This is a genomic window from Mesorhizobium sp. LEGMi-168a (assembly GCF_058312955.1).
This window is the reverse complement of record NZ_JBZEGV010000026.1, coordinates 26159-41306: the sequence shown is the minus strand read 5'-3', so window position 1 is coordinate 41306 and position 15148 is coordinate 26159. Positions and strand designations below refer to the sequence as shown.

Genomic DNA, 15148 nt, shown 5'->3' with positions numbered 1-15148 from the left:
CGGATACCGATTCACCCTTCGCCCACGCTATTGTGGTCCCTCCCTGCCATCGCACGCTCGAAACGTCCTGAATCGGAGGGCGCGATGTTCTGAATTTTTCTGCTATTTTCTGAATGGGCCGCGCCTGGCCGCGTTTTATGATAATCGGAGCCAATTTTTGCCGTTTGGGGGGTAAGGTGCGACGTGTTGCGGTTTTTGGGATTTGAACTGGATCGGCAGCGGGCCGAACTGCGTGGGCCGGATGGCGCGGTCATCAGGATCCGGCTGAGAAGCTTTGAGATGTTGAAGGTCTTCGTCACCAATCCGGGGCGGGTTCTCAGCAAGCAGGAACTGATGGAGGCAGTCTGGCCGAACCTCCATGTTGCCGAGGACAGCCTGTTCCAGTCCATCCGCGAGCTTCGCACCGCACTGGGCGATGAGCAGCGGCAGATCATCAAGCTGATGTCCGGCCGGGGCTATCTGTTCGTAGCCGCGGTGTCGGGCGGGACAGATACGGACGCCCCGGAAGACCCGCACCCGGCAATCGGAACCGACGCGGACAACGAACCGGCACCGGGCCGGCACGATTTCAGCATGCGGCGGCGCGGCGCACTCGTCGCCATGGCGGGGCTCGGCGTATCGACCTTGGCGGCAGCGATGTGGCCCCCCCGACTCTTTTCGAGCTCGCCCGTGACCGTCTCTGTGATGCCCATGGCGGCGGCAACCGACGATCCACTGGCTGCCCGGATGGCCGCAGGCGTCACCCGCGACCTGACCGATGGGCTGGCGAAAATCGAGACGATCCGTGTGATGCTTCCGTCCGGCGCAGCATCGAGCGCCGATTACGTCATAAGCAGTGACTTGGAGAAGACTGAAACCGCGTGGAATTTGCGCGCGCGCATGACCGAACCGGCAACCGGCGCGGTCAAGTGGACGACGTCGCTGTCTGTCGATCGAACGGACGCCGATGCGCAACTTCAGCAGACCCGCCTGACCGCCGGCATGGGCCACCCGCTGGCGCTGTGCATCAACGCGCTGCTGAAAGCAGGTGAGCGCGCGGCCGAAGGCTCGCCGACCGGCACTGCTAGGGTCGCCATCGAACAGGCGACGGCCTCGATCAACCACACGACGCTGGAACGCTTTCGCGCCGCGCTGGCGATCCTGGAGAAAGCGCTCGCCGACGATCCCGATAACGTGGACCTGCAGGTTGCGCTGGCGGCATTTCAACTGCGCGGGATTCAGATGGTCTGGTTCCCCGCTTCCGAGCGCGAGACGGTCGAGAACAACGTCGGGGCGATCACGGCGCGTGCGCTGCGCGCGAGGCCCGATTACATTCCGGTGCTGGAAACGCAGTGCCGGTTTCTGACAACGACGAACCAGTTTGTCGAAAGTCTGATGACGTGCGGCAAGGTGCTCGCCCACGATCCATGGGACGGGATTGCGCTGTACCTTATCGGGCTGTCGCAAGTTTTCCTGGGCCGCTTCGACGATGCGCTTGCCACGTTCAAGCAGGCGGACCGATACGACACACCTCAGGTCGCGCGCTGGACATGGGCGCTCGGCGCAGGCTGGACATACCTTTTGATGGAGAACGCCGAGGAAGCCATACCCTGGCTCCAGCGATCGATCGCCATCACGCCGGCCAGCGGACGCACACATATGGCTCTGGCGGCGGCCTATCAGCAATTGGGCCGAGCCGACGACGCCAGGGCAGCCATGGTGGTGGCCCTGGAATTGAGGCCTGGTTCAACCGCGCGCAACGTGCCGCCTCCCACCAAGAACAACAGCGCAATTTATCTGAAGGCGTACGAACGGGTTATGAGCCTGATGATTGCCGCCGGATTGCCGGAATAACCGAGGCAAGAATCCACTTGGAGCATCCACCCGCCAAGTGGATGCCGGTTGGCGGTAAAGATGATATGAAAACAATAAGATGAGAGAAAATGCCGATCCAGTCAGACCGGCCTTTTCTCTAGCGATGGCCCGGAAACTGTTGAAACAGACCGAGCCAACTCTATCCTGATCTATCGTAGGGCTACAGCGTAAACGTAGTGATCGTCACTATCGGTCGCGGCCCGCCATCCTGCTTCGCGCTGCGCGCTTCGCAGGACAAGTCCCCGAATACCTCTCAGCGCGAAGCAGGATGCCCTCCGAAGCTTTAGCGAAGGAGGGCGGCTCGGAGCTTCCCTACTCCCCTTACCGCGCCACATCGGCCTTGCGAATGAATTCCGCAGCCTCTCGTGACAAAAATCCGGCCATGGTCGATAGTCAGTCGTCTCAGGGATCATCCTGCGGAGGGCCGTTCGACATGCGCTCTGGGCGGAACCCAACAGTGTCCGGTCGCTCCGGCTGCTTCACCACGGGTGACAAGATGATCGGGCGAACCATCGCCGTTGCCCTTGCAATCGCCTTTTCCGTTTCGCCTTCCCATGCGCAACCACAGCATCGTCTACCTAGCGGCTATAAATGGGGCCGCTGCCTGCTTGTCGTTCACGGCGAGACCCGCATCTCGGGAAGATGCTCCTATCAAATCGAGAAGGGCGGCGATTTCAATATCCAGGGACCCCATCAGGTTTTTGCCGGTATCGACTATCCCGACACTCATAGTGGGGCCGGTGAAATGTCCAAGGATTACTGGGCGGTTGTCTACAAGGACGGCGATCTTTGGGCAGGCTATGCGAACGCGGACATTCGCGACACTCATGGCGAGGCAGGAGATTGGGGAGAACTTCGCCGTGAAGGCGCCTGCTATGTTGGGAAGGACGTCAAGGTCTGCCTTTGGCGTTAGCCCACTCGCGGCGATTTCAGGTTCAAGCAGATCGATTGGTGGATAAGCTGGTCGCCGCCCAGACTGACTTTTCCCCTCAGAGGAAGCTGCCAGTCGCATTGCGTATCCGACGATCCGGCGCAATGAACACGCAACGCGCTTCCTCGCTGCTTGCTCTCAGCAATATCCGAAATAGGCCATCAGCTCCCGGGCTTCACCCGCCTCGAAACGCGAGGCGACGTCCGCGGGCAGCTTAGATCTCCAGCCGCCCCTGTAGTCGGTGATCGGCTGGTTGACCTGCGCCAAGCGGCGGGCGGAATGCGGCGTGCGAACTTTCCTTTCCCTTCCCCAGACGACGGGATGCCGGTGATAGTCCAGGATGGCCGGGTCGTATGCCACGCCCATGAAGCCGCATAGCCGTTCGATGGAGAGCGCTGGCGATTCGATAAAGTCCTCGTAGCGCCACAGCATGCCCCCGCCCCTCTCGACACAGAGCATCGAGGCCTTGCTGTCGGCAACCCACCGTTGGAAAGCTCGGTCGAAATCGCCCTCGTAACGCTGCCCGAGCGATGTCACGACATCCCGGCCATCGCGCGTGACGACGATGAAACGGGCGCCCGGGATCGCCTCGAGTATCTGACGGGTATGGTGAATATGGCCGGGGGTTTTTTCGACCCAAACGCTCCGGCGCGAAATGGCCGCCCCCAATAAAAGCAAGCTTAGCTTGGTCCATCTGGCGCCGTTGCTCGAGACAAAAGCGCTTGTCTCGCGCGGAACGCTGAAGACGTCGGGATGGGCGGCCAATATCCGGGCAAGCAAGGTCGAGCCGGTATGGCCACAACCACAGATAAATATGGAAACTTTCGGCTTTGGAATAAGCCGAACCACTCCCCTGTTCACTTATTGTGTCCTCCCCCGGACACTTGATCGAACCCTCTTCTTTCGCGGATTGCAATAGAGAATGTTTCCACAGGGACCGCGACCCGCTGCCGTGGCGCCTAAATGCATGTCGCCCAAAAGTGCGCAGCGGTTTTGGGAAAACGACATGCATAGAACAAAGACTTAAAGCGCGTCGCCTGAATTCGTTTCAGCGCGACGCGCTTTAAGACAGCGGCTGGCCTGCCGTGCCAGCCTTCATTTTGGCGAGTTCGCTGCCTTCCAGGAATTTTTCCGACGGCGCGATGCGGAGCGTATTCGACGGCGCTGATGTGTTATGTATTTCATGGAAGGGGCATCCCCCACGTGAAATTGCGACTGGAACGAGCAGGCAAAGCCGCAACTTGAAAGTGCGCGCGATGAGGTTCTGGGCCGCCATTGTTGGTTTGTTTTTCCTGGCAGCAGTCGATCTGCTGCAGGCAAGCGCCCTTGCCGCCGGCAACAATCGGATCGCGCTGGTCATCGGCAACAGCAAGTATGTCTACGCGCCGGCCCTTCCCAATCCCGCCGGCGATGCCCGCCTGATGGCCGACGTGCTGCGCAAGGCGGGGTTCAACGTCATCGAAGGCGTCGATCTCGACTATGCCGGAATGCGCGACCGGTTGAACAAGTTCACCGAGGCTTCGTATGAGGCGGATACGGCGCTGATCTACTACGCCGGCCACGGCATGCAGGTGAACGGCAAGAACTACCTGATCCCCGTCGACGCCGAGCTTACGGCGCCGGCGCATCTCAAGACCCGCACCATCCAGATCGACGAGCTGCTCGCCGCGCTCCCGCCGGACCCGGCTGTCGGCATCGTCATTCTCGACGCCTGCCGCGACAATCCGCTGGCGAGGACGCTGGCGGCGGCGCTGCCGAAGAGCCGCTCGACCACCGCGCCGGGCCTGGCGCCCATCGATGTCAGCGGGTCGGACGTTGGCACCGGTGGCGTGCTGATCGCCTTTGCGACCGATCCCGGGTCCGTGTCCTATGACGGCAACGGCGCCAACAGCCCCTACACGATGTCGCTGGCCAGGCATCTCGCCGAGCCGGGCGTGGAGATCCAGAGCGCGCTGACCCGGGTTCGCGGCGAAGTGACGGCCGAGACGGACGGGCGTCAGCGGCCCTGGCACAATGCCTCGCTCGGCCGTGAGGTCTTTATCGGCCCGCAAACGCCGCCACCCGCCGCCGCGGCTCCGCAGCAGTCCACCACGCAGGCCCCGGCCGAGCCCACGGGCGCGGACGCGCGCGGATGGGAAATCGAGCAGCGTGTGTGGGACGAGGCCTCCAAGCGCAACACGCTCGCGCACTACGAAGCCTACCTGCAGCAATTTCCCAAGGGAGCGTTCGCCGATCTCGCCCGCCTCAACATCGGTCAGCTCAAGAAGCCGTCGATCACTGTCGGCAATGCGCCGACTGCTGTCGCCAATACGCAGAACGACGCGTCGCGGTCGGCCACGGCGGAACCTCCGGCCGCGGCCGCCAATCCGGAAGCCGATGTCGGGACCGAATTGACGGAAAGCGCGATCGGGCTTGATCGTCAGGCGAAGATCGATCTGCAGGAAAGGCTGCTGGCGACCGGTTACGAGCTGGAAGGGGCCGACGGCGACTTCGGCATCAAGACGCGCCGTGCCATCGGCCAGTGGCAGGAAGAAAACAAGCTGCCGCCGACCACCTTTCTGACCTCAGAGCAATATGCTCGCCTCAAACTCGACACGGACGACGCGGTGAAAACCTACCGCGCCCAGCGAGCGTCGGAGGCGGAAGCAAGGAAGCAGGAAAGCGCCACGCCCCAAAAGACGCAGAAACCGCAGCCGGTTGTCCACTCAAAGCCGAGACGCGACCGGCAACGCGAAGCAGCCAATCCAAGACCGGCGCCGAAATCAAGGGCAACGGGACGGAAGTCCGGTTTCCGCACCTGCAGCGGCATCGACGGCACCTTCGAGGTGCCCGCGTCCCAGAGATGTCCGTTGAGCGGCTACGCGCATTATTGAACGGTATCGATGTGGCGAGACGATACTCGCGCGCCGCATCTCTGTCGAAAGGCGGAGATTCGTTATCCGTTGCCGCGCGGCGCCTGTGCTCGGTTGACCGCCTCCGCAAAAAGCGTGTCCTTGGAGCGCCTGCCTACCCCACTCTTCAGGCCGTCGTCGACGAAGCGCTGCATGGCCACAATCTTGTCGTTGCGCTCCTGATCCTTGCGAATGAAGTCGCCCGCATTGGCACCGCACCCTGTCATCGTAGCCATATCGGCCTCCGTACGTGCAGCATCAAGCGCCTCAGCCCGCCGCCCCGGCTTCATGCGCCGCGATCGCCTCCAAGAATATCTCACCGAACTCCCTGAGCTTGGCCTCACCGACGCCGTTCACCTCTGCAAAGGCATCGAGGTCGCGCGGGCGGCGCTCGGCCATGTCGATCAGCGTACGGTCGGAGAAGACGACGTAGGCCGGCACCTGGCGTTCCTTCGCCAGGCGCAGGCGCAGCGCCTTGAGCGCGGCAAGCAGCGCGGCTTCCAGATTATCCGTGCCCGCCGCGGCGGCGCCTTGGGCCGAACGCGCCTTGTTGCGGAGCGAACGGTGCCGCGTCTCGACGCGGTACTCGAACGCTGCCTCGCCGCGGCCGAGCGCGCGGCCGCTTTCGGAAATGGCAAGGCCGCCATAGCCGTCCGGGTCCGGCATCAGGAACCCGCCCGCCACGAGTTGGCGGATCAGCGACAGCCACGCCGGCCTCTTGTGCGCCGTGCCGGTGCCGAAGCTGGCAATGTTTTGATGGCCCCTGGCCAGCACCTTCTCGGTCTCGTGGCCGAGCAGGACGTCGATGACATGGGCGGCCCCGAACCGCTCGCCGGTTTGCACTATGGTCGAAAGGATGATGCGCGCCTCCGTGCTGCCGTCCGCGCGCGGCGCCTGGCCGAGGCAGTTGTCGCAATTACCGCAAGGCGAGGCGCTTTCGCCGAAATAGCCGAGCAGCACCTGGCGGCGGCACTGCGCCGTCTCGCAATAGCCGATCAAGGTGTCCAGCCGGCCGTGCGAGCGCCTTTTGTGCTCCGGCGAGGCGTCCTCGTCGTCGATGAACATGCGGCGTGTGCGGATATCGCCGAAACCGTACAGCATATGCGCCTCGGCTGGCCGCCCGTCGCGGCCGGCGCGGCCGATTTCCTGGTAATAGGCCTCGAGGCTCGCCGGCAGGTCGGTGTGGAAGACATAGGCGACGTCCGGCTTGTCGATGCCCATGCCGAAGGCGATCGTCGCCACCATGACCACGCCGGAGAGAGTCATGAAAGCGTTCTGATTGGCCTCACGTGCCTCCTTGCTCATGCCGGCGTGATAGGCGAGCGCGGTAACGCCGTTTTGCTCGAGGAAGGCCGCCATCTCCTCGGTCTTCCGCCGCGACAGGCAGTAGACGATGCCGCTGCGCCCCGGATGGCGCTCGACGAAGCGCAGCAGCTGGCGCTTGCTGTCCTGCTTCGGCTCGATGGCAAGGCTGATGTTCGGCCTGTCGAAGCCCAGCACCAGCGTGTCGACGCGATCGGCAAACAGCCGCGCCGAGATGTCGGTGCGCGTCGTCTCGTCCGCGGTCGCCGTCAGCGCAATGATCGGCACGTTCGGAAAGATGCCGCGCAGCCGCGCAAGGTCTTCATATTCGCGCCGGAAGGCCGGCCCCCATTGCGAGATGCAATGCGCCTCGTCGACGGCGATCAGGCGGATGTCGAGCCTGGCGAGCGCGTCGAGCATCCGCTCGGTCATCAGCCGCTCCGGCGCGAGATAGAGCAGACGGGTCTGGCCCGAAGCGACGCGGCGCCATGCCGCGACATTGGCATCGCGGTCGAGCGAGGAGTTGATCGTGTCGGCGGCAACGCCGGCGAGCCGCAGCGCCGCGACTTGATCCTGCATCAGCGCCACCAGCGGCGAGACGACGATGGTGAGCCCGCCAAGGACCAGCGCCGGAACCTGGTAGCAGAGCGACTTGCCGGCGCCGGTCGGCATGACCGCCAGCACGTGGCGTCCGCAGAGCAGAGTGTCCATCACGTCGGCCTGGCCGGGGCGAAAATCGTCGAAGCCGAAAACGTCCTTCAGCACGCGCCGTTTCGGATCGCGTCCCTCGGCCGGAATGCCTGCCATCGATGTCCGCATTGAGAATGATTCCCGGATTCGGCTGAGGCCACGTTCTTAGAGTGACGATCGCAGGAAGGCTATCTGGGCAGCAGATCGAGGATGCCGATTTGCACCGCCCTCGGGCATCCGATCAATCGCGGATCAGGCTGCGTTGGGCAATGGGCGCGCCCGCTCGATCCTTTCACGTTCCTTCGGGTCGTGCATCGCCTCCCACAGATCACTGCGCCGCTGCACATTGAGCCAGAACTCGGGGCTGTTGCCGAACACGCGTGCAAGGATAAGCGCGGTCGGCGCGGTAACGTTGCGACGATTGTTGCAGAGCTCGTTGACATGCTTGCGTTGCACACCCATCGCCTCGGCCAAGGCGGCCTGGGTGAGGCCCATCGGCCGCATGAACTCCTCCACCAGAATCTCGCCGATCGTCACCGGTCTGCGCTTGGTCGTCAGCATGCTCCACCTATCTGTAGCTATGGTCGTCAAGATAGACGCTTGACGCTTCACCGCGGCGACCGTCCCATCGGAATACCAGCCGCCACTGCTTGTTGACGCGGATCGAATGGAACCCTTCGAGGTTGCCGCGCAACTTCTCGAAATGATTGCTGGGCGGCACGCGCAAGTCCAGATCGGTCACCGCATCATCGATCATCTGAAGTTTGCGGAACAGCCGCGGCTCGAGATCGGATGGGATATTTCTGGAGCGCACGTCGTCAACGAAGAAGGCTCGCAACCATTCTTCCCGAAAGCCAACGATCATCCCTCACCCCTTGTGAGCGATAGTACCACTCCATGGTATGATCCGCAAACATGCCTTGTGTATGCCTTGTGGTCACCGCATTGCCTTTGCGCGCAAAGGGTGGCTACCTGTCCCGACCCTTGAGCGGAGGAACCGGCAATGATCGACCTGGCCACATTGACGACCTATGTCGCGATCGTGCTCGGCTTCGTCTTCATCCCGGGGCCTGCCACGTTGCTCACCGTGGCCCGGGCGACGAGCTCGGGAACCAAGGTCGGCATCGCCACCGGCGCCGGCGTCGCGGCGGGCGACGTCGTCCACACCGTCATGGCGATCTTCGGCATCTCGGCCATCATCGCCACCTCCGCGATGCTGTTTTCCATCATCAAATATCTCGGCGCGGCCTATCTCGTTTATCTCGGCATCCGCGCCATCCTGGAGAAGGCGCCGGCCGATCTCGCGGGCAGCGCCTTGCCCGTGCCGGCGGGCAAGGCGTTCCGGCAGGCCATATTGACCGAGGTGCTAAACCCGAAGACGGCGCTGTTCTTCCTCGCCTTTCTGCCGCAGTTCGTGCGACCGGAACGCGGATCGGTCGTGCTTCAGCTGGCGATCCTTGGCGCCGTCTTTGTCCTTCTCGGTCTCTTCAGCACGGTGGTCTTCGCCGTCTCTGCCGGAGGTCTGGGCTCCTTCCTGCGCCGCAACCCGGCCGTGCTGAAATGGCAGGGCAAGGTGGTCGGCGGCATCTATTGCGCGCTCGGCGTGCGGCTGGCGCTGCAGCAGCGCTGAGCAGCCTGGTTGTCATCGCCTACGGCGAGCAGCCGTTAAACCTATCTTCACCATATTGCGGCACCGTAGTCGTCCTGCGGCAATGTTTGAGTACCGCGGCGGCGCCACGGGCGCCCCAGGCAACAAACCCGCGCCGTGAGGCGCGGGTTTTCCTTTGGCGAAGCGATCTTCTCAGACGAGGAAGTCTGCCCGGTAAGGCGCGAAACTGTCGACCAGCCGCCCCGCTTCCAGCGCCTTGACGCCGTGCACCAGGTTGGACGGCACGATGAAGCTGCTTCCCGCTTCCAGGATATCCGACCGGCCGTCGACGGTGACTTCGAAGCGGCCCTCGGCGACATAGCTTGCCTGGACATGCGGATGCGAATGAAGCGCGCCGACGCCGCCCTTGTCGAAGGCGAACTCGACCATCATCAGTTCGTCCGTGTGCACCAGCACGCGTCGCCGGTTGCCGTCCGGCGTCGGCGTCCAGGTTTTCTCGTCCGCATGGGAGAAAATGTCGGTCATGGCAGGCTTCCGTTCACAAATTGAAATGGTCAGCGCGCCAGCCAGCCGCCGTCTACCGGCATCACCGCGCCATGCATGTAATCCGACGCGGGCGCCAGCAGGAAAACGGCCGCGTCGCCGATGTCGCAGGGCTGGCCCCAGCGTGCCGCCGGAATGCGCCCGAGGATGGCGGCACTGCGGTCGGGATCGGCGCGCAGGGCCTCGGTGTTGTTGGTCTCGATATAGCCTGGCGCGATGCCGTTGACGTTGATGCCCTTCGGCGCCCATTCGCAGGCGAGCAGCCGCGTGAGGCCGAGCACGCCATGTTTCGAGGCGGTGTAGGAGGCGACGCGGATGCCGCCCTGAAAACTCAGCACCGAGGCGATATTGACGATCTTGCCGCGCCGTCCGGGCTCCGCCAGCACGCGCCTGGCAAAACCCTGGCAGAGCCGAAACACCGTCTTCAAATTGATGTCCATCACCTCGTCCCAGTCGGCCTCGGTCAGGTCGACCGCATCGGCGCGCCGGATGATGCCGGCATTGTTGACCAGCCCATCGAGCGGCCCGCTCCCGTCCCAGATCCGGTCGAGCGTGGCGGCCGCCTTGGCGGGATCGCCGAGATCGGCGGCCACCGCTTCGAAACGTCCCCCTACGGCTGCGACTTTCTCCGCAGTATGGTCCATCGCCGAGCGGCCGACGCCGATAACGGCGCCGCCGGCGCGCGCGACCGACACTGCGATGCCCTGGCCGATGCCGGTGTTGGCGCCGGTGATGAGGATGCGTTTTCCGGCGAGGCTGAAGGCCGAAAGATCGCTCACCTGAGCTGGTCCATCGCAACCGGATCGACGTCGGTATAGTCGACATTGTCGCCGGCCATGGCCCAGATGAAGGCGTAGTTCGAGGTGCCGGCGCCCGAATGGATCGACCAGCCCGGCGACAGCACCGCCTCCTCGTTGCGCATGACGATGTGGCGCGTCTCGTCCGGCTCGCCCATGAAGTGGAAGACGCGCGCGCCCTCGGCCAGGTCGAAATAGAGATAGGCTTCCATGCGCCGGTCATGCACATGGCAAGGCATGGTGTTCCAGACCGATCCAGGCGCAAGCTGGGTCATGCCGACGACGAGCTGGCAGGTTTTTGCGCCGTCGGCAGGGATGAACTGGAAGATCGAGCGCTCGTTGCTGGTCGCCTGGCTGCCGAGATCGAGCCGCCTGGCGTCGCCGATGCGGATCAGCTGGCTTGGATAGACCTGATGCGCCGGCGCGCTCAGCAGATAGAACTTGGCCGGTTCATCTGGATTGGCCGAAGCGAACGACACCTGCTCGGTCCCCATGCCGAGATAGACCATGTCGCGCGCCGCCATCTCATAGGGCAGGCCATCGGCCGTCACGGTACCGGCGTCGCCGATATTGACGGCGATCAGCTCGCGGCGGTCGAGGAACGCCTGGGTGCCGGTCGGCTTGATCGCTTCCAACGGCAGGACCTTATCGACCGGCATGGCGCCGCCGACGATCATGCGATCGTAATGCGTGTAGGTGAGGCTGACGAGGCCGGGCTGGAACAGCCCCTCGACGTGAAAATTGTGCCGCAGCTCGTCGGTTCCCATCGCCGCCGCGGCAATGGGGTCGATGGCGAAGCGCGAGGAGAATTCGGTGTGTTTCTGATCCATCTATCCTGCTCGAATGATCATCCGGTCGATGCCGCCGCCACCGACTTCGCGTAATAGGCCTGCCGCGCCTGCAGGCGCTCGCGGTAGCGCTGCTGGCTGGCGGTGAGATGCGCCCGCATCGCCTCGCGCGCGGCGGTGGCGTCGCCCGCCGAAATCGCGTTGAGGATCACCAGATGCTCGCGCTGCAGGCCGCGCTGGTAGTCGTCGGACTGGACGAGCTCGGTCGACCAGGGCGAGGTGACGTCGCAGGGAATGGCGCGGCGGCCGAGCACGTCGAGCATCTCGACATAGAAGGGATTGTTGGTGGCGCTGGCGATCGCCCGGTGAAAGGCGAGGTCGGCCGGCCCGGTCGGCTGGCTGTCGAGCAGCAGCCGCTCGAACTCGAAGAAGGCCTCCTGGATCGCCGCCTCCTGCGCCGCGTTGCGGCGGATGGCGGCAAGTCCGGCCGATTCGATCTCGATGGCGAGGCGCACCTCGAGCACGTTGAGCGCGATGGAATCCTTGGCCCCCATGTCGGCGGCTAAAACGCCGAGCGTGGTGGAAATGTGCTCCGTGACGAAGACGCCGGCGCCCTGCCGCGCCTCGACCAGGCCATCCGCGGCGAGCTTGGCCAGCGCCTCGCGGATGACGGTGCGGCTGACGCCAAAAGTCTCCGTCAGCTGGCCCTCGGTCGGCAGCTTGTGCCCGGGCGGCATCTCGCCCGCCAGGAGCTGCCTGCGGATCGCCGCGACCACCGTTTCCGACAGTTTCGGCTTCCGTTCGACCCTGAGATCCATTGCGCCTTCGGCCAATTTGCACCCCCTATCTGAATACGCTGGGCAGCCACAGCGAGATCGCGGGAATATACGTCACCAGCCCCAGAACAACGATACCCGCGCCGTAGAACGGCCAGATCGAGCGCATCGCTTCCCACACCGTGATCTTGCCGACGGCGCAGGCGACGAACTGCACCGTTCCGACCGGCGGCGTGTTGAGGCCGATGCCGAGGTTGAGGATGGTGATGACGCCGAAATGCACCGGATCGACGCCGTAGTGCTGGACCAGCGGCAGGAAGATCGGCGTGCAGATGATGATCATCGGCCCCATGTCCATGAAGGTGCCGAGGAGCAGCATCAGCACGTTGAGCAGCAAAAGCACGACCAGCGGATCGGTGGAGATGGCGTTCATGCCGGCGATCAGGAGCACCGGCACCTTGAGATAGGCCATCAGCCAGCTGAACGACGCCGCCATGCCGATGATCAGCAGCACCATCGAGGTCGTGCGCACCGCGCCCAGCGTGGCGTGGACGAAATCGTTCCAGCACATCGAGCGGTAGACGAACACCGTCACCAGCAAGGCATAGAGGATGGCGATGCAGGAGCTTTCGGTCGCCGTGAAGATGCCGGAGCGCACGCCGCCGAAGATGATGCCGACCAGAAGCAGGCCGGGGATGGCGATCAGCGCCAGTTGCCCGACGCGGGCGAGGCCTGGGAAAGGCTCGACCGGATAGCCGCGCTTGCGCGCCACGATATAGGCGGTGACCATCAGCGATGCCGCGAACAAAAGCCCCGGCAGGATGCCGGCGGTGAACAGGTCGGCGATCGAAATCTTGCCGCCGCCGGCGATGGAATAGATGATCATGTTCTGCGACGGCGGCAGGAGCAGCGCGATCAGCGCCGCCATCGAGGTGACGTTGACGGCATAGTCGGCGCCGTAGCCGCGCGCCTTCATCTGCGGGATCATCAACCCACCGACGGCTGCCGCTTCCGCCACCGCCGAGCCGGAGATGCCGCCGAACAGCGTGCCGGCGATGATGTTGACCTGGCCGAGCCCGCCGCGCACATGGCCGACCAGCGAGCCGGCAAAGGAAACGATGCGCTGCGCGATGCCGCCGCGCACCATCAGGTCGCCGGCATAGATGAAAAACGGGATCGCCATCAGCGAGAACACGCTCATGCCCGACTTCAGCTGCTGGAAGACGACCAGAGGCGGCAGGCCGAGATAGAGCACGGTGGCAAAGGACGCCGCGCCCAGGCAGAAGGCGATCGGCGTGCCGGCGAACATCAACAGCGTGAAGACGCCGAACAGGATCCAGAGTTCCATCTAGGCCTCCTGCACCGCCGGCATCTCGGGCACGTCCTCGAGATTGAGGTCCTTGTCGACGTCGACTCCCGACCAGCGCAGCGCGATCCGTTCGGCTGAAAACAGGCAGATCAGCACGCCGCCTGTGACCAGCGGCAGATAGTCGAACCCGCCCGGCAGCTCGAGCGCCGGAATGATGGTGTGCCAGGTGAGCCCGACCAGCTTGCAGCCATACCAGACCATGCCGACGCCGAAAGCGAGCGCGATCAGGTCGGAGAGCGTGCGCAACACCCCTTTGCTGCCTTTCGGCAGGACATAGACCAGCACGTCGAAGCCCATATGGTAGTTCTCGCGCACGCCGACTGCAGCACCCAGGAAGATGAACCAGTTCATCAGCATGATGGCGCTGGTCTCGGTCCAGCTTGGCGAGCTGTTGAGCACGAAGCGGAAGAACACCTGGTAGGCGACCAAAGCGGTCATGGCGACCAGGCCGAAGCCGGCGAGATAGAGCGCGCCGTCGCAGATCCGCGACAGCACGATGCTGAAGCGCGGCGGCGCTTCGCCTGCCTTTGTTGCTGTCGCCATCCGATCCTCCCGATCCTCAGCCGTTCAAGAGCCGCAGGACGGGCGCGTGGCCCGCCCTGCGCTAAGTCTCATTTGGTCGCCTGGATGCGCGCGGCGAGGTCCTTAAGCTCGGGCGTCGACAGATATTTGTCGTAGACCGGCTTCATGGCATCGATCAGTGGCTGCTTGTCGATCTCGCTGACCTTGACGCCGGCCTTCTCGACGATGTCGCGCGACTTCTTCTCCTGCGCGTCCCAGAGCTCGCGCATCTTGACGACGCTGTCCTTGGCCGCCTGCCTGACGATCGCCTGGTCTTCCGGCGAGAGCTTGTCCCAGCTCGCCTTCGCCATCACCAGCACTTCCGGCACGATCTGGTGCTGGTCGATCGTGTAGTGCTTGGCGACCTCGTAATGCTTGGCGGATTCGAAGCTCGGCCAGTTGTTCTCGGCGCCGTCGATGACGCCGGTTTCCAGCGCCGAATAGACCTCGCCATAGGCCATCGGCGTGGCGTTGGCGCCGAGCGCGTTGACCATGTCGACGAACACGTCCGACTGGATGACGCGGAACTTCATCCCCTTCAGGTCGGCGATCGAGGTGATGTCCTTCTTGGTGTTGTAGAAGGAGCGCGCGCCGGAATCGTAGAAAGCAAGGCCGACGAGATCATGCGCCTCGAAGGCTTTCAAGATCTCGTCGCCGATCGGTCCGTCCATGACGTGGCGCATCTGGTCGACGGAGCGGAACATGTAGGGCAGCGACGGCACCTGCGTCTCCGGCACGATGCCGTTGAACGGTCCCATCGACACGCGGTTGAGATCGATGACGCCGGTCTGCGTCTGCTCGATCGTATCCTTCTCCTCGCCGAGCTGCGCCGAATGGTAAACCTCGATCGAATAGCGGCCATTGGTCCGCTGCTTGATCAGCTCGCCCATATATTTGACCGCCTCGACGGTCGGATAACCGTCCGGATGGGTGTCGGCCGAGCGCAGCACGGTCTCGGCGTTGGCGATGCCGATCAACAGCGAGCCGAAGGCGAATGTGGCCGCCGTCAATTTCGAAAAATGCAACATGACTTCCTC

General features: G+C 63.7%; 17 protein-coding genes. 4 read left to right on the top strand and 13 right to left on the bottom strand.

The window, feature by feature from the left end:
• Positions 1-183: 183 nt before the first annotated feature.
• Complete coding sequence (locus AC4FWB_RS26605) at positions 184-1833, top strand: winged helix-turn-helix domain-containing protein (RefSeq protein ID WP_491029211.1); 1650 nt, start codon at positions 184-186, stop codon at positions 1831-1833.
• Between the two features lie 478 nt (positions 1834-2311).
• Positions 2312-2767 (top strand): hypothetical protein, encoded by a 456-nt coding sequence (locus AC4FWB_RS26600; RefSeq protein ID WP_491029210.1) that lies wholly within the window; start codon positions 2312-2314, stop codon positions 2765-2767.
• A gap of 156 nt (positions 2768-2923) precedes the next feature.
• Here AC4FWB_RS26600 and AC4FWB_RS26595 read toward each other — a convergent pair whose 3' ends face one another.
• Both AC4FWB_RS26595 and AC4FWB_RS26590 read right to left on the bottom strand, forming a co-directional pair.
• Positions 2924-3646, bottom strand: a complete 723-nt coding sequence (locus AC4FWB_RS26595; RefSeq protein WP_491029209.1) for a sulfotransferase family protein — start codon at positions 3644-3646, stop codon at positions 2924-2926.
• 202 nt (positions 3647-3848) lie between these two features.
• Positions 3849-4061 (bottom strand): hypothetical protein, encoded by a 213-nt coding sequence (locus tag AC4FWB_RS26590; RefSeq protein WP_491029208.1) that lies wholly within the window; start codon positions 4059-4061, stop codon positions 3849-3851.
• Between AC4FWB_RS26590 and AC4FWB_RS26585 the strand changes: the two genes are divergently transcribed.
• Positions 4042-5658 carry a caspase family protein gene (locus tag AC4FWB_RS26585; protein ID WP_491029207.1) on the top strand — a complete coding sequence of 539 codons (1617 nt, stop codon included), beginning with the start codon at positions 4042-4044 and terminating at the stop codon, positions 5656-5658. The genes AC4FWB_RS26590 and AC4FWB_RS26585 overlap by 20 nt on opposite strands.
• A 62-nt stretch (positions 5659-5720) precedes the next feature.
• Here the strand turns inward: AC4FWB_RS26585 and AC4FWB_RS26580 are convergent, their stop codons facing one another.
• The 4 genes from AC4FWB_RS26580 to AC4FWB_RS26565 form a co-directional block, all read right to left on the bottom strand.
• Positions 5721-5912 (bottom strand): ribbon-helix-helix domain-containing protein, encoded by a 192-nt coding sequence (locus tag AC4FWB_RS26580; RefSeq protein ID WP_491029206.1) that lies wholly within the window; start codon positions 5910-5912, stop codon positions 5721-5723.
• Positions 5913-5943: 31 nt separating this feature from the next.
• The gene (gene recQ, locus AC4FWB_RS26575) at positions 5944-7797 is read right to left on the bottom strand and encodes a DNA helicase RecQ (RefSeq protein ID WP_491029205.1); all 1854 of its coding nucleotides are present in this window, start codon (positions 7795-7797) and stop codon (positions 5944-5946) included.
• A 123-nt stretch (positions 7798-7920) separates the two neighbouring features.
• Positions 7921-8229, bottom strand: coding sequence for a HigA family addiction module antitoxin (locus tag AC4FWB_RS26570; RefSeq protein ID WP_491029204.1), 309 nt, complete (start codon positions 8227-8229; stop codon positions 7921-7923).
• A 7-nt stretch (positions 8230-8236) separates the two neighbouring features.
• Complete coding sequence (locus AC4FWB_RS26565; protein WP_491029203.1) at positions 8237-8533, bottom strand: type II toxin-antitoxin system RelE/ParE family toxin; 297 nt, start codon at positions 8531-8533, stop codon at positions 8237-8239.
• A 138-nt stretch (positions 8534-8671) separates the two neighbouring features.
• Between AC4FWB_RS26565 and AC4FWB_RS26560 the strand changes: the two genes are divergently transcribed.
• A complete protein-coding gene (locus AC4FWB_RS26560; protein ID WP_491029202.1) occupies positions 8672-9298 on the top strand; it encodes a LysE family translocator in 627 nt (208 codons plus the stop codon).
• Positions 9299-9469: 171 nt separating this feature from the next.
• On the opposite strand, the gene AC4FWB_RS26555 is transcribed toward AC4FWB_RS26560, so the two are convergent.
• The 7 genes from AC4FWB_RS26555 to AC4FWB_RS26525 form a co-directional block, all read right to left on the bottom strand.
• Positions 9470-9802 (bottom strand): cupin domain-containing protein, encoded by a 333-nt coding sequence (locus AC4FWB_RS26555; RefSeq protein ID WP_491029201.1) that lies wholly within the window; start codon positions 9800-9802, stop codon positions 9470-9472.
• 29 nt (positions 9803-9831) lie between these two features.
• Complete coding sequence (gene kduD, locus AC4FWB_RS26550) at positions 9832-10599, bottom strand: 2-dehydro-3-deoxy-D-gluconate 5-dehydrogenase KduD (RefSeq protein ID WP_491029200.1); 768 nt, start codon at positions 10597-10599, stop codon at positions 9832-9834.
• Positions 10596-11447 carry a 5-dehydro-4-deoxy-D-glucuronate isomerase gene (gene kduI / locus AC4FWB_RS26545; protein WP_491029199.1) on the bottom strand — a complete coding sequence of 284 codons (852 nt, stop codon included), beginning with the start codon at positions 11445-11447 and terminating at the stop codon, positions 10596-10598. The genes kduD and kduI overlap by 4 nt, the downstream gene beginning before the upstream one ends.
• Positions 11448-11464: 17 nt before the next feature.
• A complete protein-coding gene (locus AC4FWB_RS26540) occupies positions 11465-12223 on the bottom strand; it encodes a FadR/GntR family transcriptional regulator (protein ID WP_491029251.1) in 759 nt (252 codons plus the stop codon).
• Between the two features lie 25 nt (positions 12224-12248).
• Positions 12249-13529, bottom strand: coding sequence for a TRAP transporter large permease (locus AC4FWB_RS26535; protein WP_491029198.1), 1281 nt, complete (start codon positions 13527-13529; stop codon positions 12249-12251).
• Complete coding sequence (locus tag AC4FWB_RS26530) at positions 13530-14093, bottom strand: TRAP transporter small permease (RefSeq protein WP_491029197.1); 564 nt, start codon at positions 14091-14093, stop codon at positions 13530-13532.
• A gap of 68 nt (positions 14094-14161) precedes the next feature.
• The gene (locus AC4FWB_RS26525) at positions 14162-15139 is read right to left on the bottom strand and encodes a TRAP transporter substrate-binding protein (RefSeq protein ID WP_491029196.1); all 978 of its coding nucleotides are present in this window, start codon (positions 15137-15139) and stop codon (positions 14162-14164) included.
• Positions 15140-15148: the final 9 nt, after the last annotated feature.